Below are 22436 nucleotides of genomic sequence, written 5' to 3' on the forward strand. Positions count from 1 at the left end.
AAAACCTCATTTAATTTGGAGAACTAGACTTTTTCAGTGCCCTCGTTTCGCTCCTGCAGGGTCTCGGACTTTCTCGCATCTCCCATAGGAGTCTCACCCCTTCCGCTCCAATCAACATGGCTTTATCAATTTAGTCTAGAATTTTAACTGCTCTGTTTTTAAATTACAGCTAGAAAATTTTTTAGAGTTGAAACACTCCCTTCCAAACATTCTTCTATTCAAAGAGACCAATTAGAAATGATTACTGTAGATCAACTTGTTCTGCCAAATCAATTAGTTCGCAAGATGGAGGCTACACTTAACTTCTCTTTTATCAAACAAAAAACTCCCTATATAATAGGAAGTTTCTAGTTTGATTATTTTTGTTTTTTCATATACTCGAGCACTTCTGAATCAATAAAGCCCTCTTTTTGTTCTCGTTCTTCAAAGTTCTCGGTATGAATATAGGTAGTAAGTGCTTCAGATATTGCCGTGATTGTTTCGTTTAGATAGCCCAATCTTTGAAGGTGTGTCGTTAGTTCCTCTAACGTTCTTCCTTCGATTGGAATAATATTCTCTGGCTTTGAGGGAGCAAAATATAGTTGCTGTAATTGATAGATGCGGGTTAGTTCTTGGATTGGCTCCACATGATCTTCTACACGTAAATCAATATAGCGATCATTAAAGCCTCCATATCCACCTCTATCCTTTACAACAAGTAGTGCTGCTGATTGCTGTCCTCTACTATCGCCGCCTGCATTTTGTCCTGCTTGCAATGCTGCAAGTAATCGTTCAGCAAGACTTCCTTCTGCCTTTTGAAAAGTGTCAGCCATTGCTTTTACTGTATTCTCGTCTACTAGAATATTTCCCTGTGCTGCAAAATGAGGCCCTGTTACCCCTCCAGCCCAGTTATAGCATTCTTTTCCCGTGAACGTTGCTGCATTGCCGTTAGCATCAATAAAACCAACTTGTCTTTGCTCTCTGCCTGGGTCCTTGTCTAATAAGGCATGCAATGCTTCTTCTGCTGATTTTCCCTCTTCCATTAAACGTAAGCCTTCTGGACCAAAGGACGTATTTGCATAAGATTGAGTAGCAACTGCTCCCACTCCTGCCTTTGCCCATGGAACAACTGCTCCAACACCAAGAAATTTCGATTGGACAGCAATGCCCCATTCTTTTTCCTGTGGATCATACCCGACAATAGAAAATGTCATGTTCTTGCCTCCTTTTTAAGCTAAGAAAATTGCCCCATATACAAGGGAACCTGCTATCACATAAGCAGGATGAACTTTTACTTTTTCTAATAAAATGAAGCTAATGAGGCCAATGAATGCAGTCTGCAGAATTCCAATTCCATGATAAGAATTTTGGAAAAAACTGATTGTCATCATTGCCAGCAAAACAGCAATTACTGGTCTAACTAAGTTTGTCAGTAGATTCACTTTTGGAGAATCTTTAAATTTCATTAGCAAACGTAAGAGGACAATCATTAAAATTAAGGATGGGGCGACTGTTGCAAACACACCGATGATTGCGCCAAGTACTCCACCCTCTTGAAACCCGATATAGCCTGCCATTTTGGTCGCAATTGGTCCAGGCAATGCATTTCCCATTGCAAGCATTTCACTAAATTCATTTTCTGTTACCCATTCATACCGATCAACCACTTCTTTTTCCACTAAAGGAATCGAAGCAGGTCCGCCTCCATAACCAAGAATTCCAGGCAGAAAAAATGCCCAAAAGATGTGCCAATAAATCACGAAGCCTTCACCTCTTTCACTTCCTGCTTCTCCTTCTTACTTAGAAGTGAAATGACAATGACGACGCCAATCACAATCGCAGGATGGATATTCAGAAGAACTAAAAGAATGATACTTGCTACAACTAACCCAATCGTTAGCTTCACGCCAAAGCTAGTATTTACTTTCTTTAAAAAGTCCACTGTCAATACCCCAAGCATCACGCCAACTACTGGAACTACTGCCTTTGTCATTCCTAATACCCAAGGCTTATCCTTGAAAGAATTTAAAAAGGTTAAAAGAACAATCATTAATAAAATAGTAGGAACAACAGATGCGATAATGGCAATTATCATTCCAAAGACTCCCTTTACTTGCCAACCAATATAGCCTGCCATTTTGGTTGCAATCGGTCCAGGCAATGCATTCCCTAATGCTAAAACATCGGAAAACTCATCATCTGTCATCCATTTATATTTATCCACTACTTCGTTTTTCACAAGTGGGATAGAAGATGGACCGCCGCCATATCCTAATATTCCCACTCGGAAAAAAGCAAGAAATAGATGCCAATATGTCATAAAATCAACAACCTTTCTGACGTCTTACCAGGATGCAATCGCTCCATCTGTTCTTGATTCTGTTCCTCCAATTAATGCACCTGTTTCTTCATCTCGCCAGATGATTTGTCCTCTGCCAAAATGACCGTAGTCTGTAGCCGTTTGAATCTCATGCCCTCGTCTTGCCAGTGCTTGAGCGAGATAGTTTGGAAAATGAGGTTCTACTAAAATTTTCTTGCCTTCCATCCACTGCCATCTTGGTGCATCTAAAGCAGCTTGTGGGTTTAAATGGAAGTCGATTGTATTTGTTATTACCTGGAAATGTCCTTGTGGCTGCATATAGCCACCCATAACCCCAAAAGGACCAACTGGTTTATTATCTTTGGTAAGGAACCCAGGAATAATGGTATGATATGTTCGTTTCCCTGGCTTTAATGCATTGGGATGGGTTGGATCTAGTGAGAAATCATGTCCACGATTTTGCAGACCGATTCCTGTTCCTGGAATGACAATCCCTGAACCAAAGCCCATATAGTTACTTTGAATATAGGAAATCATATTTCCTTCTTCATCTGCAGCTGCTAAGTATACCGTTCCGCCCTTTGGAGGAGATAAAGGCTCAGGAGTAATCGCATGCTCGCCAATTAATTCTCTTCTTAACGCTGCGTATTCTTCACTTAATAGCTCACTCACCGTATGAGGCATCTCTTTTTCTTCCGTAATAAAGGCTTTCCCATCTGTGAATGCAAGCTTCATTGCTTCAATATGTTTATGATATGTATCAACAGAATCCTTCTCGGTTAAATCAAAGCCTTTTGCAATATTAAGCGCCATTAACGCCACTAAACCTTGGCCATTTGGCGGAATTTCCCAAACATCATAGCCTTTGTAAGAAACAGAAATCGGGTCTACCCATTCTGGATAAAAGCGAGCTAGATCCTCTTTACGAAGATAGCCATCATGCTCCTCCATAAATTGCGATATTTTGTCTGCTAATTCTCCACGGTAAAAGCTTTCTGCATTCGTTTCTGCAATCGAGCGCAAAGTAGCTGCATGACCTTTTGATGACCAAATTTCACCAATTTGTGGTACTTTTCCGTTTGGTGCAAATGTATCAAACCAAGGCTTATACTCTTCTCCTTGAAAAATTTCTTTAAAACGATTATAGGCAAGGTTCCAATACTTTCCTAAAGTTGGACTAATTGGATACCCCTCTTCTGCAAGACGAATAGCAGGTGCTAATGTTTCTTTTAAAGGCAGCTTTCCAAATTTCTCAGCAAGAGCAGCCCAAGCAGATGGAACTCCCGGTACAGTAACTGGGATAACACCATGGGTTGGCATCTTCTCGAAGCCCTTCGCTTTTAAATCATCAATGGAAATAGCGTTTGGAGCAGGACCACTTGCGTTTAATCCATGAAGTTTGTCTTTTACCCATACAAGTGCAAACGCATCTCCACCGATTCCATTAGAAGTAGGTTCTACTACCGTTAATGCCGCTGCTGTAGCAATCGCCGCATCAATTGCGTTTCCCCCCTTCTGCAAAATCTCCAGCCCAGCTTGAGCAGCTAAAGGCTGGGAAGTAGCAACCATTCCTTTCTTGGCAAAAACAGTATTGCGTTGGGATGGATAAGGATGATATAAGTAATCTAATTTCATATTAATTCAATTCCTTTCCGACATAATGACAGGCTACAAAATGATTCGGCTCTGCTTCTTTCCACTCTGGTTTCGATTGTTTACATAAGTCAGTTGCAATCGGACAGCGGGTATGAAATGGACAGCCTGATGGCGGGTTCGCTGGATTCGGAATTTCTCCCTGTAAGCGAATGCGTTCACCCTTTACACCTATTTTAGGGCGTGGAATCGAGGATAACAACGCTTTTGTATAAGGATGAAGTGGATTTTCATATAATTGTTCCGAGGAAGCTAGCTCCATCGTATTCCCTAAGTACATGACTAATACCCGATCGCAGAAATAGCGAACTACACCTAAATCATGGGAGATAAATAAATAAGTTAATTGATACTTATCTTTTAAGCCCTTCATTAATTTTAATACTTGTGCTTGAACCGATACGTCTAAAGCAGATACTGCTTCATCACAAATAATAAGGGAAGGATTAAGGGCAATCGCACGAGCAATTCCGATACGCTGACGTTGTCCACCACTAAATTCGTGGGGATATCGATCATAGTGTTCTTCTTTTAGCCCTACTTCTTGTAAAAGCTCTATTACTCTTCGTTTTCTTTCTTCTTTTGCTAGATTTGTATGAATAACAAATGCTTCTTCTAATGCATTTCCAATTTTTTGACGAGGATTTAAAGAAGCATAAGGGTCCTGGAAAATCATCTGCATGTCTTTTTTGATTGCTTTTCTTTCTTTACCAGAAAGTGCTTGTGTATCTTGGCTTTGAAAATAGACCTTTCCATCCGTTATATCCTCTAAGCCAAGAACGGTTCGGCCGAGCGTGGATTTTCCACACCCAGATTCACCTACTACTCCAACACTTTCACCCTCAAAAACTTCTAAACTAACATTCTCGACAGCTTTCACATGACCTTGAACCCTTTGTAACAAACCGCCTTTAATAGGAAAGTACTTTTTAACACCTTCTAATTTAAGAAGGGATTGTTTCTCGATCGTCTGCATGTATTTCCACCTCCTCCTGCAACCAGCATTTTACGCGATGAGCGGAATGAAGCTCATATTCCTTCGGTGATTCTGCTTTACATCTATCTGTAGCAAATGGACAGCGCGGATGAAAACGGCATCCACTTATTTCTTCATTTAAGTTAGGCAATGAACCTGGTATTGCTTCCAGTTCAAAGGATGAGTCATCAATATCTGGCACAGAATGGAGCAAACCTCTTGTGTACGGATGCTGTGGATTTATAAATATACTCTCCACATCGCCTTCTTCCACCTTTTCTCCAGCATACATAACCATGACGCGATCAGCGATTTCAGCGACTACTCCCATATCATGAGTAACCATAATCACTCCCATGCCTAGCTGTTTCTTTAAATCATCCATTAAATCTAAAATTTGCGCCTGAATTGTTACATCTAAAGCAGTTGTTGGTTCATCTGCAATCAATAATTGGGGACGGCACGATAACGCAATGGCAATCATGACACGTTGCCTCATTCCACCACTTAATTCATGTGGATATTGCTTCATTCTTTTTTCAGGGTAAGGAATTCCTACCTGCTTTAACAGGTCAATTCCTTTGGCATGTGCCTTTTGCTTGGATAACTGCTGATGAAGCATAAGAGGCTCTCTAAGCTGATACCCTATCGTTAACACTGGATTTAGAGCAGTCATTGGTTCTTGGAAGATCATCGCCATATCGCGCCCTCTAATAGAACGTAATTGGTCCTTTGTGAGCTTTGATAGATCTGTTCCATTTAAATCAATCGAAGAATCTTTGCTTATATAGCCATTGCTCGGAAGAAGCCCCATAAGGGAAAGGGAGGTAATACTTTTCCCACAACCTGATTCCCCCACAATGCATAATGTTTCTCCCTTATCTAAGTCAAAAGAAATTCCTCGTACAGCTGACAGTTCCCCATCAGCTGTACGAAAATTTGTCCGTAAGTCTTTTACAGATAATAGCTTCTTCTCCATTTTTATCCCTACTCTCTGTAAACTTTATATAGTGACCAAGTTCCTGTTGGATCAATGTCTAATCCTTTAACAGATTTATCATACGCAAGTGTTACTACACCATGATTCATGACAATAGCTGGTGCATCTTTTACAAGAAACTCATTTGCTTCTTTCAGTTTTGCTTTACGCACATCTTGGTCTACACTTTCACGACTTTCTTCTACTAATTTATCAAACGTTTCATTGCTGTATCTCACCATGTTAGACGAGCCAACATTATCGGAATGGAAATTAGGGTATAATAATTCACTTCCATCTGCAGTTGAGTTAGTCCAGCTTAAGAAGTTCATTTCATAGTCGCCATTACGACTTGCATCTAAGAATGCACCCCACTCCATTGTTTCAATTTTGATTTTGAAACCTGCCTCTTGTAATTGAGATTGGCTAATTTCTGCCATTTTCATATAGTTCGCTCTGTTTGCTACAAGCAATGTATACTCTTTATCGCCAAATCCGTTTTTCTCCACTAATTCTTTAGCTTTTTCTAAGTTATAATCATAGCCAGCATCATTACTTGCTTCATCATAGCCGAATACTTTTGGTCCAATAATGCTGTTACCAGCTACCCCTAAGCCATTAAGTTGCTTTACATAAGCATCTCGATTTAATGCATATGCTACCGCTTGACGGAATTCAAGATTGTTCATTGGTTCCTTTTCCATGTTAAATCCGTACCAATAAACAGGTGTACCTTCTTTTTTCTGTACTTCTACATTTTTAAGACCTTCTACACGAGACAATTGCTCTGTTGGAATACCATCAATAAATTGAACATCTCCTGCTTGTAGCATCGAAATTGCAGTTGTTACTTCAGGTACCACTTTAAATGTAATTTTGTCTAGTTTTGCTTCCCCCTGCCAGTAATCAGTATATTTTTCCAATACAACAGATTCACCTGGTGTCCAGCTTACAAATTTAAATGGACCAGTACCGACAGGATTTTTCATTAAATCGCCATTTTTATCAGCCTCTGGACTAACGATGGCAGCATTAGAATGAGAAAGTGCTGCAAGTAAAGCACCGTATGCATACTTTGTTTTAATCTCTACAGTGTATTCATCTTGTACATTGACAGATTCAATCGGTTCAAGCAAAGATGCGCGTGGTGCCGCTGTTTCTGGATCACGGAATTTATCAAAGGTATATTTTACTGCTTCTGCATTAAAGTCTGTACCATCTTGGAACTTAATTCCTTCTTTTAATTTAATTATCCATGTTAAATCATCTGGATTTTCATAGGACTCTGCTAAAAGTGGTTCAATTTCCATTGTTTCCGAATTACGTGTAAACAATGTTTCATACACTTGCTCATTGACAGAAGAAGAAACAGAATCATTTGTTAAAATTGGGGATAATCCTACAACATCTGAAGTTGTCGCATATGTTATTTCCTGTGCTACACTTTCTCCATTTGAACTGGATCCCCCACTAGAATTCGAACATCCTGCTGCAACAAGCAGCAATAATGCCATCATGGCAAAAACTATCTTTTTCATCTAAAAACTCTCCCTTAATCTATGTATTTGTTATTGATTAACTTTCATATTCGGATCGAGCGCATCTCTTAATCCATCACCGACAACATTAAACGCAAACACTGTAAGCATAATGGCAATACCAGGAATAATCGTCATATGAGGAGATGTCCACATATACGCCTGGCCTTGTGATATCATTGCTCCCCATTCAGGTGTCGGCGGCTGAGCCCCTAATCCTAAATAACTGAGGGATGCAGTGGATAGAATGGCTGTTGCCATCCGCATCGTTGCAAACACGATGATTGGTGCTGTACAGTTTGGCAAAATATGCTTAAACATGATGCGCAAATCGCTTGCTCCAAGTGATTTCATTGCCATTACGTATTCTTGTTTTTTGACCGATAAAACGGAACCTCTGACAATCCTCGCACAAGAAGGAATGGACCAAATACTGATCGCAATTGCCACATTTACTAAACTAGTTCCAAGTACTGCAATGATAAGCATTGCAAGTAAAATACCTGGGAAAGAAAATAATAAATCTACTATTCTCATAATTATCCCATCTAATTTGCGATAATATCCTGCTAATAACCCTAAGGTAATCCCGCCAACTAATCCAAGAACGACGGCAATACTACCTACTACAAGAGAAATTCTTGCTCCATAAGCGATTCTGCTCCACATATCACGCCCATAATTATCTGTACCGAGCCAATGGCCTTCCGTGAACATTGGTAATTCAGTTCCTTCCAGATTTTGGCGAGCAGGATCATAGCTTGTGATTAACGGTGCAGCTATTGCTATAACTATTTGCAAAATAATAATAATCAATCCAACGACCGCTAACCGATTTTTAATTAATTTTTTCCAAGTGTCTAATAGAAAGGAATCTTTTTTCACTTTCTTCACAGTTGGAGATAGTTGTGGATTTGGTACAGTTTCCATTGGTTTCCCCCTTTCCTAATTGTCATAGCTGATTCTTGGATCTACAAATACATATATAATATCTACGATTAAATTGACTAAAACAAAGAGGGAAGCTACCAATAATACAGAACCTTGCACCATTGGAAAATCTCTTGAAGCAATCGCATCAATCATTAATCTTCCAACACCGTTTATCGCAAAAACTTGTTCCGTAATAATTGTTCCTCCTAATAATCCTCCAAAGTTAACGCCAATTACGGTAATGACTGGAATCATTGCATTTTTCATTGCATGAACACCAATAATGGAACTTTCTTTTACCCCTTTTGCTCTTGCTGTTCGTACATAATCAGCTTGAATGACTTCTAGCATCGAAGAACGACTCATCCTGGCAATCATTGCAGCTGAACCTGTTCCTAATGTAATAGCAGGCAGAATTAACTGTTGCATTCCTTCTATCGTCCAAAATGGAGCATCTAATCCACCGACCGGCAGTATTTGCAGATTCACGGCAAATACTAAAATTAAGATGGAGCCTAGCCAAAAGTTTGGAATTGATATCCCACCTAAGGAAAATACTGTGCTAAATACATCTAGCCATGAGTTTTGCTTGAGTGCTGAAATAATACCAGCAACCAACCCAATGACGATTGCAACAATGATACTTGCTATCGCTAAATTCAAAGTATTTGGAAATCTTATGGCGATAGCTTCTGATACAGATTGTTTCGTCTGATAAGAATAACCTAGATCACCCTGTAAGACATTTTTTAGATAATCCCAATACTGTACAAGAAAGGGTTTGTTCAATCCTAAGCTTTCTTTAATCGCATCAATATCAGAAGATGATGCTGTTGGTCCTGCTATGATTGAAGCTGGATCCCCCGGTGCCAAGTGCATACTAGCAAAAACTAAGAAAGATATTCCAATAAGCAATAATACTAGCTGAAATAACCTTCTAATAATCATCGAGATCAACCGTCTCACCTTCCCCTCTTTGTAAAAATAACCAATTTCCACTTTCAAAAGTAAACTAAATTTCTTTATTTAATTAACAAACGAAAGCAAATATTTAATATTCATGATTATAAGATAGTTATAATAAGAATTCTAGTGATTTTTCAAAAAAATTTAATAATTTTATATATTCAATATTAACAGAATCATTGTAAACCTTTTCGTTTCCCTATCATTTAGTTTTCCGAAATAATAATATGTTTTTCACAAAGATTTCTACTAATACGGAAAAGGAAAAGACTATAGAAACACTTCTCTAATAATCATTCAAAAATAGGTATTAATATACATTATTCTATTAAATTTAGGATTATCTCTCACAAAAAGTCTTCTTTAGATAAAGAATTAAAAAGAGCATTACTATTCCAATAAAATAAAAGGTTCCATCATTTACCTATAAACTTTTTCAGAAGAAATTTGTAGAATTTTGCAATAAAAACACGAGTCGTCGGTTTTTATTTCCTTTTACTGAAAAATATATTATAGAATTTCTGAATACGTTTCGTATAAAAACAAAAAAATCAAACCGAATGGATTTGATTTTTCTTTGCTATGTATCAAATTTTTAAGCCATTTCTACTTTTAAATCTTCTTAAAAGGATATGGCTCTCTACTCGTGTTATACCTTCTAAGGAATATAGTTCATTGTTCGTGAAGCTTTCTAATGCTTCAAAGTCTTCCACTAAGACGTGCATATGTAAAGTACTTGGCCCTGTCATTTGATAGCAGCTTGCTACAACTGGATTTTCCGCAAGCGTTTGTGCTACTTGAATAAGGGAAGCTGGCTCACAGTCCACTTCAAAAAAGGCAGAAACCGTCTTACCTACTTTTTCGGAATTGATGACAGCACTAAATTTTTCAATGACTCCATTTTCGATTAATTGACTGACTCTTTCTCTGATTGCCACTCTTGACAAATTTAGTTCTTTCCCGATCTCCACATAGGACAGCCTGCCATTTGCTGTAAGTAATTCTAATATCTTTTTATCTGTTTCATCCAATTTCATTTAACCACCACGCATCTTCTGTTTTAAATTATGTCTCATTATAGCCTTTCCTTTAAAAATAGGGAAGTATTTTTAAGAATTTTCAAACTTTCAAATGTGGATTACAAATTAGCTGTAGGAATTTGGAGAGTTTGTCTATTGACATATATGATGTACAAAAAGGGAGGCTTATTTTTTGAATGATTATATTGATATTTTATATTTCACTATATCTTTTCTCCGTCTTACTTTATGAATAAAACCTGCAGCTTTTCGCTGCAGGTTTGTTTTTTATTGTGCTTCTATTAATCCGTATTTTCCATCTTTTCGTTTGTAGACGATATTCGTGTTATTTGTTTCAGCATCTGTATAGACGAAGAAGTTATGGCCCAATAAATCCATTTGCAGGATGGCTTCTTCGCTGTCCATTGGTTTTAGGTTGAAGCGTTTTTGGCGAACGATTTCTAGCTCTTGTTCTTCATCCTCACCACTTGGCACACTTTCATAAGAACCGAATAGTTCATTTAAATTGCCTTTTTCTCTATGCTTACGATTTACTTTTGTTTTATGTTTTCTTATTTGTCTTTCTAATTTATCTGAGATTAAATCGATTGCTGCGTACATGTCCATATGGTCTTCTTCTGCACGCAACAGCAGCTGGGACATTGGAATCGTAACCTCGACCTTAGACGTTTTGTCATTATATGTTTTAAGGTTGACGTTTACTTTTGCATCTGGTGTTTCAGAAAAATATCTTTCTAATTTGGATATTTTCTTTTCGACATACTCTCTAATTGCTGGAGTTACCTCAATGTTTTCTCCTCTAATGTTGAAATTCATAAGTTACTCCTCCTTTATAGTTTCCAGTGCAAGTCTTATTTTTTCCTAATGGTAAATAGAAATATACCTAGAAGGAATCATTTTGACTATACTATATATTTCTAGCCTACCCTACTAAAATCCTGCTAAAACGATATGAAATTTCGACAAACTTGTGAACATTTTTATGAGGAAATTTATTAGTATAATAATTCCAGCAAATTTTTATGTCAGAAAATGTTTCAATCAACGGCGGACAGGATATATATACAGCATAAATAAAACGTCACGTTCCTTAAATATAAAGCAACTTATTCCTGCTAAAAGAATTAGTTATTTTAAGAATTTAGATAGGCAAAAGGCCGTCAATACTAGTATTTTTCCTATTAAAGGTTAATTCTATTGTTGTTAAATATCTAGACAACCAATTGCTCTATTTAAAAACATTTCGACATAATCTATGAGGAGAAGCCTATATTCCTAACAAAAGATGTAATTGTGAGTATCATCACCTAGGTTTGTGTCGAGATTTATCGAAATTAATCAAAATATTTTTACAATTCATTGTTTTATATTTGCTACAATGAACACATTAAGAAATTAACTTGGAGGTACAATGAATGAGTGAAAAAATTTTACAAAATCAGCATGAAGCAGAATTAAAAGAAATGGAAGAGGAAGAGTACTTTTATAAACTTTGGGAAGATGATCGTTTATAACGAAATAGATCTACTTACTTGATAGAAACGTGAGGAACATTTTCTTTTTAAGAGATGTTCTTAAAATTTGAAAAAATTCTGGAAAAATAAGGAGCATCTTACTTTCTCTTGAAATTCTAACAATGGAAGATTTGACAACGCATACTGGAGGGATCTATTTTGAATAAAAAATGTATCGCAATGCTTTTAGCTGGAGGAAGAGGGACAAGACTAAAAAAACTAACAGAAGAATTAGCGAAACCAGCAGTACCATTTGGAGGAAAATATCGTATTGTTGATTTCACTTTAAGCAATTGCCGTAATTCAGGAATAGATACCGTTGGTGTACTAACACAATACCAGCCACATGTACTGCAAAATTACATTAAAGACGGAAAAGATTGGGATTTGGACAGCAGAGATGGCGGACTAAGCATCCTTCCTCCATACCAATGTGGTACAGAAGAACGCTGGTATGATGGTACAGCACATGCTATCTATCAAAATATGTCCTATATTGACCAGTATAACCCGGAATATGTTCTCGTTATTTCTGGCGACCATATTTATAAAATGGATTACAACCTAATGTTACAACAGCATATAAAAACAGGCGCAGATGCAACGATTTCTGTGACAGAAGTTCCATGGGAAGAAGCTAGCCGCTTCGGAATCATGAATACAGACAGCAAAAGCAACCGCATCGTTGATTTCGAGGAAAAGCCAGCTAACCCACAGTCAAATCTTGCTTCAATGGGTGTCTATATCTTTAAATGGAAAACACTTAAAAACTATTTACAAAAAGAAGAAAAAAATGAATTATCATCAAAGGATTTTGGGAAAGATATTATTCCTGCCATGCTTACAGATAACCGCAAATTACACGCCTATACGTTTAAAGGCTACTGGAAAGACGTTGGGACAATCGACAGCTTCTGGGAAGCAAATATGGACTTATTATCAAAAGAAAGCAATATCTTTCTAAATGACAAAGACTGGACCGTATTTACCCACGAACACTGCTTTGCCCCATCCTATATTGAATCTTCCGCTACCGTAAAACGCTCCATTATTAGTGAAGGCTGCGAAATTTATGGAACAGTAGAAAACTCTGTCATCTTCCATGATGTCATTATCGGAAAAGGATCAATCGTTAAAGACTCCGTACTCCTTCCTGGAACCGTTATCGGTGAAAATGTAGTCATCGAAAAAAGTGTTACTGCTTGTAAAGTAAAAGTGGAGGATCATAGCATTATTGCACCAGAAGACGCAGATTCGGAGATTGTGTTGATTGGTGAGAATGTGGAGAATAAGCAGACTCGTGTTGGGTTGTCTCGGGTGATTTGAGTGGTAATGGGACAGTGGGGGTCAGGTTCCTTGTCCCAGTTCTCAGTGGGACAGTGGGGTCAGGTTCTCTGTCCCAGCTTAACTTAAAAGGAAAAAGGGAGCAAGTATCCACAATTGGATATTCGCTCCCTTTCTTCTGTTTTCATCTCCTTCTTCTTACTTTGCACGCTGAACAACGCTTTTGGATATGCCAGTAATTCTTGCTATTTGTCTAATAGTTACTCCTTCTATGCATTTCAGCTTCTTTAATAATTTATCTCTCTCTTTTTTATTCAGTTTCTGTAGGGTAGCATTATTGGGTATTTCTAAACTCCTCATTATTTTCAAAACTTCTTCATCAGCAACTTTAACAGCGTTATTCGAATCTAAACAGTTCTCTTCATTAAGTTCAAAAGAATATGCTTTAAATAATTCTAATGCTTTTTTCTCATCACTCGAAAATAGTTGAAGAGCAAGTTCTGTATCAACCAAATTAGGTTTATCCATATACTCGCTTATGCTCGTCCATTTACAATTCAAAACATTCTTTGATACACCAGCTTTTAGTGGATTTTGATGAATATATCGAAGCACCGTTAAAAAGTATCTCACATCTTCAACGGTCTCACTTTTAAACCGCCCCTCAAACAAATGGCCACTCCTATCATATTTTGCATTATACCAATGGACATAACTGGAGCTAATTCTCTTCACTATCTCTGAAATCGATTCATCTGTTTCTTTACACAAAAGATGAATATGATTATCCATCAAACAATAACCATATAACTTAAACTTACAAATCCCCTTATACTTTTTTAATGTTTTTAAGTATTGGATTTTATCCCCGTTATCTTCAAAAATAATTTGTCTATTAATACCTCTTATAATAATGTGATAAATACCATTCACACTCTTTTTCCTTGGATTTCTTGCCAATAAGCACCACCTCCATACAATAACTAAATTTACTCCTAGAGATTTATTCGTTTTCGGGAATGGATGATAGAAGGTTTTAACATGTGGAAATGAAGGAGAAAAAGAGAAGAGAAATAACTCTGCCTACTTATTTCAACAAAAATAAAGCTAATCCTCTAACTAAACAGAAAAAAAGTGGGACAAGGAACCTGACCCCTTGACCCACTATTTGCGTTTATCGTAAAACATGCCATCCGTTTGCAAGGATTGATATGGATTAACATATTTCTGATTGGATTTTTTTTTGTATTCTATGCCTCGTATTTCTTTTTGAATCGAATGCTTCTCTTTTTGAAGCAATGCAACCAATACTTTATCTTGCTGCAAGAGAGCCTGTCCGATTTTCTGTTCGGTTTCTGTCGTTGGTGGCGTAAGAAGGGTTAGACAAGCTTGCCTTTGATCGAGAAGCAGATTGACTTTCTCCGTATCTACTTCCGCTTCACCCTTTAACAGCTCCACCAATTCATTCGTAATAGCATAGCATTGCTTTAATGCTTCCATTATGCTTGGCCGCCCCGACCATGCTGTTTTTGACGATTAAGAACAATTGCCTCTTTCCATGTATCACGGAATTCTGTCACTAGTGATTCTACTTCTTCAATAAGCGCCCTATTATTCTCAATATTTGCCTTAATCAACTGACGATTCATATAATCATACAAAGACATCAAATTTTGTGAAATTGGAATATCCATATTTAATGTTACCATTAATTCCTTAATGATATTTTGTGATTTTTGGATATTTAAATTGCGTGTTGGAATATCTTTCTCATCAATTGCTTTTTTGGCTAAGTGTAAAAATTTTAGACAGCCGTTATAAAGCATTAATGTTAAATCTCCAGCAGAGGCAGTATTTACTGCATTTTGTTGATAGGATTGATATGGATTAGAAATGGCCATTTTTTAAATCTCCTTTTTATTAAGAACTAAACATACTTGTTAAATACGTAGACTGGCTGTTTGCCTTGTTAATTGCCGTTTCCATTGCTGTAAAACGAGCCCAATAGCGGGATTCAAGCATCTCTAATTTATCCTCAAACCGGGTTATTTGGTCAGAATAATTATTTAATACCTTTCCGAGTGTAAATGTATTATTTACACTAGAAGCCTTCCCTGCTTTTGCTGTGATATCCGTCATCGCTGTTTTTAAGCTATCTCTTAAGCGACGAGCAATTCCTTGTTCCGAACTTGTGTCACCATCCTTTTGAAAAAGTTCATAGACAGCGTTTGGGTCTGCAGTAATTGCTTCTCTTAGTTTATCTTCATCAATAGTCAGCTTTCCACCATCTAAATAATTGGCAGTCGTGGTAATTCCAATTTGCGATAGTTGTGTGTAGGTAGATGTTCCGCTAACAGGTGAGCTAAAATTAGAACGCATTTTTGATAAAACATTCGTTAATATGGAATCATTTTTCAATGTACCACTTTTTGCTAGTTTTTCCCATTTTTCAATTTCATCCTCTGTCATATCTTCCTTCTGTGCATCTGTTAGAGGAGCATAGTCACGATACTTTGATTCTGTTGTTTTGGCACGGATTTTTTCTACTGCTTCGTTATATTTATTAACGAATTGGGTAATTGTATCTAAAATGCTGTCCACATCTGGTGTAGAAGAGAATGTTACTGGATCTGTTGTAACTTTTTTGGCAGTGAATTCTACTCCATTGATGGTGAAGGTGTTGGATGGACGAGTGATTTCTAGCCCATTGTATTCGATTGTTGCATTACTACCATCAGTTCCATATCTTTTATTATCTGAAGCAACTATAGTATTATTAGAATTAATACCTAGTATATTATTAAAAAATTTATTTGGAGAGTTGGCGCTATCAGTAAGAATAATTTCAGGACCATCAGCATTATCACCAGTATTTTTTGCAGTAAAGGATATTTTCTTACTTTGACTATCGAAGAAAGCGATAACTCCAGAGTCTTTATTTATTTTAGTGATGATGCTATCAAGTGTATCCTCACCAGTAATAGGTAATGTATACGGCTCTGACTGCATCACACCATCTTTCGTGATAGCCTCAATCGTTATTGTTTGATCTATATCCAAACCTAAATCACTAAGTTTTGCACTGGAATCTTTTATTTTTGATTCAGTAAAACTCTTCATTGTAGCTGCTGTAGCTAATTCATTTATTTTCATGGAACCCGAGAAATCAATCGTCGAGTTCACATTCTTGACTGAAAGTGCATCAGAATTGGATATAGCAACAGTTTTCTTAATAAAACTTGCTTCCTTTGCCACTCCATTAAAAATAGTAGTATCTAAATCTAGCAATAGTGAATTCATCTCACGGTAGTCATCTCGCTGCCATTCTGTATATGTCTTTTTCTGATTTATCTTATCTAGTGGTACCTTTTCTGCTGTCATTAACTGTTCAACAAGGGTATCAATATCCATTCCACTAGCTAATCCACCAATTCTTAATACCATCCTAACTCACCTCTTCTAAATCTTTTCATCAATCACTAAGCCCATAAATTCCTTCATTGCTGCATACATATCGAGCATTTTCTTAGAAGGAATTTCGCGGACTACTTCTTTCGTATCATCATCAATTACCGTTACATAATAATCATTTAATTTCTCATGAAGCTCAAACTTCAAAGAAGTATGGGAAGGCTGCATAAAAGCATTAATACTTTCAATTACTTCATCTAATTGCTCTTTATTTGGTTTTGGACCATAAAGCTGCAATGGAGCATCCATTTTACTATCTACTGTTTTCTCTATACCATTTATATTTTCCGCTTGTCTAGATGTGTAAAGATTTTGCTGGGAACCAATTCGTTCTATCATGTTAATTATCCCCCTGTGGTTACAACTAGAATTTATATATCTTATATCGGTAGATTGGAGAAACTTTTAAGGGGTGAGGGGAAAGAATTAGATTTTAGGAGAAAACTACTATTATAAATTATCTGTTTGCATTACAATAGAAACAGAACGTATATTCTCATTTATAAAGGAGGAAAGACTTTGGATACACTCACAGAAATTCAAAGAAATATCCTAATAGCTAGTATTATTGCAGATGGTGAAATTACAAAAATTTATAAGAATAGCAGACGAAAGAATCATAGTTATCGGGAACATTATGGAAGAGATCAAGAGGATTATCGAAAATGGAAAGTCTCTTTTTTTAATGGATTACTATATTTAACCCCTAAGAGTAATACTGTACATTCAAAATCGCTTCCACTGTTTACCAGATTATATCCCAATTTTTATAAACCTAATGGAATAAAAACATTGCCCCCTGAAAGTATTATGAAGCTATGCCAAAACCCTTATTTTCTTGCCATTTTATACATGGATGATGGATCTTTATGTATTTCTACAAGAATTAACCACCGAAAGAAATTAATCTATTTGACACCACATATCTATTTATATCTTCAGTGTTATCAAAAAGAGGAACTAATCTACTTACAAAACTTTATTAAAAATATATTCCATCTTTCCTTTCACCTTAGTTCAAGAAAAGATGGAAATGGCTATATACTTAAAACTACTTCCGTTAGAGAAACTTTTCAATTTTTACAAACTATAAATCCTGTAACCTTAAGTTGCCACTCCATGTTTTATAAAACGTCTTGGAATCACCGGCTCAAAATGGAAACAACTAAATGGAAAATTAAATATCCGACCTATACAATCATATCTACTGATTCAGAGCGTTACAGAGCGTATACTAATGAAGAAATAGACACCTTAATAAAATTTAAGAAAGAGGGATTAACGATTAATCAAATTGCAGAAAAATTAAATCGAAGCTATTGGTCTATTGTTTATAAGTGGAAAGAAATTAATAAAGAAGGGCTCTAGATAATCTAGAGCCACTTCTATATAATTTAAAATTAACGAAGAAGTTGTAGAACTCCTTGTGGTTGTTGGTTCGCTTGCTTTGCGACTGCCTCTTTCGATGACAGAATAGACTATATCTTCACCCTAAAACTATTATTATAGGGGCTGGGCACTTCGAATAGTATTTACTACCCTACGAGATTCATAATCATAGTTTTCACCTTAGATCGTATTCTCTAGTCGTTGAACCTTCTCCAGAGTTTCCTCCCAGGAGCTTGGCTGCTGATTATCCATTGTTTCATCCTTATCATTTTCAAACCATTACGCCTATCGTTTCCGATTACGTTGTGGTTGATAAAGCTTTAGGAAGTTCCAGCAATTCACCCAGTGATGCTCTTACCCGTTACCAAGTAAGACGCCCTTCTAATCAAATTATTGAAGAAGTTGTAATACTCCTTGTGGTAATTGATTTGATTGAGCCAACATTGCTTGTGCTGCTTGAGAAAGAATAGAGTTTTTAGTTTGGTTCATCATTTCTTTCGCCATCGTGCGAACATTTACTTTCATAAATGACTAGACTATATCTTCACCCTCTAAATATTCTAGTAGGGGTCGGGCACTTCGGATTCACAATGCTGATGATACATTGCTTCACCTATGGATTCATCGTCATAGCTATCGCCTTAGACGGTTTCCTAGTCGTTGAACCTTCTCCACTCTTTCGAGACAGGAGCTTGGCTGCTGATTGCCCAATCTTTTCTTTTTTCAGGACCTTCACGCTCGTCGTTTCCAACTACGTTGTGGCAAGAAAAGCTCTAAGGGGTTTCCAGCAATTCACCCGATAATGATCTCTAGCCGTTACCAGCTAGGACGACTGTGCTTGTCACTACTATTAGGCAGCTAAAGCATAATCAACGTCACGGATACGAGATTCCGCAGCAGTTAAGTTTTCAGAAGAAGTACTTAAGTTGTTGATAGTATGGTCTAAACGATTTTGGTATGCACCAAGTTTAGAACGCTCAGCAGAAACTTGTTCAATTGCATCATTGATAACATCAATAGCTGCACTTGCTTTATCATGTGATGAAACATCTAGAGATTTAAATTGACCTTGATTGTCAGTTCCATTCGTAACATCAGTTGCAGTAGTATATGAAGCTACTTTTCCAGACTTAGAAGTTACAGTAGTTCCATCTTCACTTGCCACTTTTAATGCATCAGATGTTGCGCGCATATCTCTAACATCAATTGTCATACTTTGTCCAGCATTAGCACCGATTTGGAAGCTAGCAGAGAAACCATTTCCTGCTGCAGTAGTTAATTCCACTTCAGGAGCAGTTGCAGATTCTTGACCAGCTTCTTGAGTTAACTGAATTGTTGAACCAGAGCCAGCTGCTGCTGCATATTTTCCACTTAGCGTAGCATTTGCATCAATTGCTGCTCTTAAATTTGTAGCTGTTGCTGTTGCATCAGCTCCAATCTGTACATAACCTGCTCCTGTTTGAGTAGCATCATCAGTGAATGTAAGTTCTTGACCATCAATAGTAATGCTATTTCCAGCTTCTTGTTGAGCAAGGTCAAATGAGTAAACCCCTGCCGTACCACCACCGGCTGCTGATAATGAAGCTGAAGTTACATCACCTGTTCCATTTACTGTTTGTGATAATGTTATAGTTGCACCAGAACCGCTTGCAGTTAATCCAGAGAACGACATAGCTCTAATTGCTGCAGCTTGGTCATCTGCTGTTGCATCTGACTCTAGACTAATACCAAATGAATCCCCTGCTGCACTTAAGTCTGCGTCTGTAGCATAAACCGTAACAGTTTCTCCACCTACGTCAATTGTTTCACCAGCTCCTAAAGCTGTAGTTATATCAAATGAAGTAGTACCTTGAGTACCAGGGCCAGCATCAACACCAGGTGTTGTTAATTGAGCAGCTCCTGCCGTAGCAACTCCAACAGCTCCAGTAGTAGTTACAGCAGCAGCGTTATTTGTATCTCCGTCAGCTGCTTGTCCTGTAATTGTAATACCAGACCCGTCCCCACCAAATGTAAAGTTATCTAATTGAGAACCAGCTCCTGCATCTGCTTTATAAGCATTAAGTGCTGCAATAAGTTCAGCTGCTTGAGCATCAGCGTCTCCTGTTGTATTAATTGTTACCTCTACACTGTTGCCTGTAAAGTTACTAGCTGCAACTGAACCAGAGTTTGCTCCTGTAATATTAACTGTAACACCATTAAATTCAAAAGTACCTGTTTGTCCATCTGTTAATTGAGTAAATGCACCTGTATCCCATTCAGCAGCAGTTCCAAGAGTTGCCGCAGCACCAGGTGTGCTTGAAATACTACCAATAGCTCCAACAGCTGCCGCACCAGCCACACCAGCAGTAGTAGTTGTTACATTAACTTTAGAAGTTTTTTCAACTCCACCATTTAATAGACTTTGAGTATTAAATTCAGTAGTATTACCAATACGGTTAATTTCAGATGTTAATTGGTTAATCTCTTTTTGGATTTCTCCACGATCTGTATCTGTATTAGTATCGTTAGCTGCTTGAGTAGCTAGTTCACGCATACGTTGTAAGATGTCATTAGTTTCGCTTAATGCACCTTCAGCTGTTTGAACTAATGAAATACCGTCTTGTGCGTTACGAGAAGCTTGATCTAAACCACGGATTTGACCGCGCATTTTTTCAGAGATTGCTAGACCAGCTGCATCATCAGCTGCGCTGTTGATACGTAGACCTGAAGATAATTTCTCCATTGATTTGCTTTGTGCGTTTGTTGCGCTGTTTAACTTGTTGTAAGTGTTAAGAGCTGCAATATTATGATTAATTCTCATTCTTTGTTTTCCTCCTTGAATTTAGGTGTTCACATCCTTGTGAACATGATTATTTTTATTGGAGTTAGGAAGGTCGGCCGCCCTTCCCTCTCTTACTTTATATATCGTCTCTGCTATTCAAAGTTTAATAGTTTTTTATACTTTTTTTATTTTTTTATAAAAATATTTAGAGTGAGCTAGTCTAATAGTATTTTTAAGATCAAATAAAAAAGCATAGCCCTTATCAACTATGCCGTTTTATCATCCAATATATTGCTGATTCAATTCTTTCCTTTAAATAAATTCATAACTGCTGCAACATCCGCAGATGCCTGCTGATTTTCTGCAATAATTTCTTCATATACTTCTTTACGATATATTTCTACACTCTGTGGGGCTGAAATACCGATTTTTACTTGTTCTCCCTTAGATGCAACAATAGTGATTTCAATATCATCTCCAATTTTTATAACCTCACCTTTTTTTCGTGTAAGAACTAACATCGAATCACCCCTTCACCATTATTGGTTTTGATTTTTCAAATAACGGGTGCTTTGTATGATAATTAGGTTCATTTAAAATTACTTGTTTTGCGATATTTTTCTTACTATTAATGACAACTGGTGCTTGTAGATTTGCCGTTGTTTTTTCAAATGGATCTTGAACAGTTAATATAGAAAAAACTTGGATATCTTCTTCTGATTCTAATTCCAATAGCTCGACAATATGCTCTTCTAATGTAAAATCATATTCCTTAAAAAAAGTAAATGGATTGGACAGCACAAAGGCTAATTGCTGATTTCCAACAGATTGTAAGACAATAAATTGTCCTTCCTCATCAAGTGGTAATAGAACAAATTCTTTTTCATCAGGAAAACCAGGTATTGCTTGTGGAAAAGTGATGACTTCTTTTTCATTTATTTCTTTTTCCCCATGGTATTTCGTTGCAATTTTCACTTACATCATTCCTTTATATGTATTGTTCATAGTTTACCCCAATATACTTTAAATTTTCAAAGTCTATCTCTAAAGATGGATATTGTGCTAGTTGGATATTTACTTTGGAAGGGGTGTAATTAATTTCTGGATTGTTCATTTTAGTATTAATAATTGCTTTTTTCGTTTCAATCGAAACGTTCACTTCTCCTGGATCATAATTGATTTTCACACTATTTGGAGAAGGAATCCATCCTATGCCAAATTGTTTCGGACTTCCTTGACTATTTCTTTTAGCCTGGGCAGCAATAGGGTTTCCACCATTTTGGATTTGTAGCAATTCGTCGCGCTCTTGTCCTCTTCTTGCTATCCCTTCCATCACCGCCTGCTTTCCCTCTGCCGCAGCATCTTCAATCATCCGGGGCACACTTTTATAGCCAACATCTTCTCTTGCCTTTGTTTGATCAATTGTTAATTGAGATGGTCTTCTTTCAATCGTTAACTCTGCTTTCGGCTGTTCTATCTCCAAATCAGCCTGTTTCTGCTGAATCTCTAATGATCCTTTATCTACCCACATATCCAAACGCGCTGGTATCGATTGTAATCTAATTTGCGGAAACATACTCTTCACATCCTTTTGTACTTTATTATTTTAAACTTTAAACATAATTAAATAGGA

22 protein-coding genes and 2 pseudogenes are annotated in these 22436 nt (G+C 37.0%); 2 read left to right on the forward strand and 22 right to left on the reverse strand.

Going from position 1 to position 22436, the window contains the following annotated elements; all coding sequences use genetic code 11:
- Positions 1 to 356: 356 nt before the first annotated feature.
- The 11 genes from ADJ83_RS01765 to hpf form a co-directional block, all read right to left on the reverse strand.
- The gene (locus tag ADJ83_RS01765) at positions 357 to 1193 is read right to left on the reverse strand and encodes a DUF1028 domain-containing protein (RefSeq protein ID WP_031540550.1); all 837 of its coding nucleotides are present in this window, start codon (positions 1191 to 1193) and stop codon (positions 357 to 359) included.
- Between the two features lie 15 nt (positions 1194 to 1208).
- Entirely contained in the window at positions 1209 to 1739 is a 531-nt protein-coding gene (locus tag ADJ83_RS01770; RefSeq protein WP_031540551.1) for a chromate transporter, read from the reverse strand.
- Positions 1736 to 2299, reverse strand: coding sequence for a chromate transporter (locus tag ADJ83_RS01775; protein ID WP_031540552.1), 564 nt, complete (start codon positions 2297 to 2299; stop codon positions 1736 to 1738). Before ADJ83_RS01775 ends, ADJ83_RS01770 begins: the two co-directional genes overlap by 4 nt.
- A 24-nt stretch (positions 2300 to 2323) precedes the next feature.
- Complete coding sequence (locus ADJ83_RS01780) at positions 2324 to 3934, reverse strand: gamma-glutamyltransferase family protein (protein ID WP_031540553.1); 1611 nt, start codon at positions 3932 to 3934, stop codon at positions 2324 to 2326.
- A 1-nt stretch (position 3935) separates the two neighbouring features.
- A complete protein-coding gene (locus tag ADJ83_RS01785) occupies positions 3936 to 4928 on the reverse strand; it encodes an ABC transporter ATP-binding protein (protein WP_031540554.1) in 993 nt (330 codons plus the stop codon).
- Positions 4897 to 5907 carry an ABC transporter ATP-binding protein gene (locus tag ADJ83_RS01790; protein WP_031540555.1) on the reverse strand — a complete coding sequence of 337 codons (1011 nt, stop codon included), beginning with the start codon at positions 5905 to 5907 and terminating at the stop codon, positions 4897 to 4899. The genes ADJ83_RS01785 and ADJ83_RS01790 overlap by 32 nt, the downstream gene beginning before the upstream one ends.
- Before the next feature lie 8 nt (positions 5908 to 5915).
- A complete protein-coding gene (locus tag ADJ83_RS01795) occupies positions 5916 to 7445 on the reverse strand; it encodes a glutathione ABC transporter substrate-binding protein (RefSeq protein ID WP_031540556.1) in 1530 nt (509 codons plus the stop codon).
- 30 nt (positions 7446 to 7475) lie between these two features.
- Positions 7476 to 8375, reverse strand: coding sequence for an ABC transporter permease (locus tag ADJ83_RS01800; RefSeq protein WP_031540557.1), 900 nt, complete (start codon positions 8373 to 8375; stop codon positions 7476 to 7478).
- A gap of 15 nt (positions 8376 to 8390) precedes the next feature.
- The gene (nikB, locus tag ADJ83_RS01805) at positions 8391 to 9335 is read right to left on the reverse strand and encodes a nickel ABC transporter permease (protein WP_031540558.1); all 945 of its coding nucleotides are present in this window, start codon (positions 9333 to 9335) and stop codon (positions 8391 to 8393) included.
- Between the two features lie 596 nt (positions 9336 to 9931).
- Positions 9932 to 10381 carry an Lrp/AsnC family transcriptional regulator gene (locus ADJ83_RS01810; RefSeq protein ID WP_031540559.1) on the reverse strand — a complete coding sequence of 150 codons (450 nt, stop codon included), beginning with the start codon at positions 10379 to 10381 and terminating at the stop codon, positions 9932 to 9934.
- Between the two features lie 270 nt (positions 10382 to 10651).
- Complete coding sequence (gene hpf, locus ADJ83_RS01815) at positions 10652 to 11200, reverse strand: ribosome hibernation-promoting factor, HPF/YfiA family (protein WP_031540560.1); 549 nt, start codon at positions 11198 to 11200, stop codon at positions 10652 to 10654.
- An 854-nt stretch (positions 11201 to 12054) separates the two neighbouring features.
- Between hpf and ADJ83_RS01820 the strand changes: the two genes are divergently transcribed.
- Positions 12055 to 13224 carry a glucose-1-phosphate adenylyltransferase gene (locus ADJ83_RS01820; protein WP_152910781.1) on the forward strand — a complete coding sequence of 390 codons (1170 nt, stop codon included), beginning with the start codon at positions 12055 to 12057 and terminating at the stop codon, positions 13222 to 13224.
- A gap of 156 nt (positions 13225 to 13380) precedes the next feature.
- On the opposite strand, the gene ADJ83_RS01825 is transcribed toward ADJ83_RS01820, so the two are convergent.
- The 5 genes from ADJ83_RS01825 to flaG all read right to left on the reverse strand — a co-directional run bounded on the left by ADJ83_RS01825 (position 13381) and on the right by flaG (position 16992).
- Positions 13381 to 14142 (reverse strand): transposase, encoded by a 762-nt coding sequence (locus ADJ83_RS01825; RefSeq protein WP_031540562.1) that lies wholly within the window; start codon positions 14140 to 14142, stop codon positions 13381 to 13383.
- Between the two features lie 204 nt (positions 14143 to 14346).
- Positions 14347 to 14682, reverse strand: coding sequence for a hypothetical protein (locus tag ADJ83_RS01830; RefSeq protein ID WP_031540563.1), 336 nt, complete (start codon positions 14680 to 14682; stop codon positions 14347 to 14349).
- Complete coding sequence (gene fliS, locus ADJ83_RS01835; RefSeq protein ID WP_031540564.1) at positions 14682 to 15083, reverse strand: flagellar export chaperone FliS; 402 nt, start codon at positions 15081 to 15083, stop codon at positions 14682 to 14684. The genes ADJ83_RS01830 and fliS overlap by 1 nt, the downstream gene beginning before the upstream one ends.
- Before the next feature lie 19 nt (positions 15084 to 15102).
- On the reverse strand, positions 15103 to 16626 hold the full coding sequence (locus tag ADJ83_RS01840; protein ID WP_031540565.1) for a flagellar hook-associated protein 2: 1524 nt from the start codon (positions 16624 to 16626) through the stop codon (positions 15103 to 15105).
- 15 nt (positions 16627 to 16641) lie between these two features.
- The gene (gene flaG / locus ADJ83_RS01845) at positions 16642 to 16992 is read right to left on the reverse strand and encodes a flagellar protein FlaG (RefSeq protein ID WP_031540566.1); all 351 of its coding nucleotides are present in this window, start codon (positions 16990 to 16992) and stop codon (positions 16642 to 16644) included.
- Positions 16993 to 17172: 180 nt separating this feature from the next.
- On the opposite strand from flaG, the gene ADJ83_RS01850 reads away from it, so the two are divergent.
- Positions 17173 to 18021 carry a DNA endonuclease gene (locus ADJ83_RS01850; protein ID WP_031540567.1) on the forward strand — a complete coding sequence of 283 codons (849 nt, stop codon included), beginning with the start codon at positions 17173 to 17175 and terminating at the stop codon, positions 18019 to 18021.
- A gap of 411 nt (positions 18022 to 18432) precedes the next feature.
- Here the strand turns inward: ADJ83_RS01850 and ADJ83_RS24710 are convergent, their stop codons facing one another.
- The 6 genes and pseudogenes from ADJ83_RS24710 to ADJ83_RS01875 all read right to left on the reverse strand — a co-directional run bounded on the left by ADJ83_RS24710 (position 18433) and on the right by ADJ83_RS01875 (position 22379).
- On the reverse strand, positions 18433 to 18567 hold the full coding sequence (locus ADJ83_RS24710; RefSeq protein WP_081836753.1) for a flagellin: 135 nt from the start codon (positions 18565 to 18567) through the stop codon (positions 18433 to 18435).
- A gap of 337 nt (positions 18568 to 18904) precedes the next feature.
- A pseudogene (locus ADJ83_RS26765) lies at positions 18905 to 19048 on the reverse strand (flagellin); the annotation flags it as partial.
- Between the two features lie 1440 nt (positions 19049 to 20488).
- A pseudogene (locus tag ADJ83_RS26770) lies at positions 20489 to 20842 on the reverse strand (flagellin); the annotation flags it as partial.
- A gap of 260 nt (positions 20843 to 21102) precedes the next feature.
- Positions 21103 to 21324, reverse strand: coding sequence for a carbon storage regulator CsrA (gene csrA / locus ADJ83_RS01865; protein WP_031540571.1), 222 nt, complete (start codon positions 21322 to 21324; stop codon positions 21103 to 21105).
- 4 nt (positions 21325 to 21328) lie between these two features.
- Positions 21329 to 21778, reverse strand: a complete 450-nt coding sequence (fliW, locus tag ADJ83_RS01870; protein WP_031540572.1) for a flagellar assembly protein FliW — start codon at positions 21776 to 21778, stop codon at positions 21329 to 21331.
- Between the two features lie 13 nt (positions 21779 to 21791).
- Positions 21792 to 22379 carry a DUF6470 family protein gene (locus tag ADJ83_RS01875; RefSeq protein WP_031540573.1) on the reverse strand — a complete coding sequence of 196 codons (588 nt, stop codon included), beginning with the start codon at positions 22377 to 22379 and terminating at the stop codon, positions 21792 to 21794.
- Positions 22380 to 22436: the final 57 nt, after the last annotated feature.

The organism is Bacillus sp. 522_BSPC (assembly GCF_001076885.1).
GTDB classification, from domain to species: domain Bacteria; phylum Bacillota; class Bacilli; order Bacillales; family Cytobacillaceae; genus Niallia; species Niallia hominis.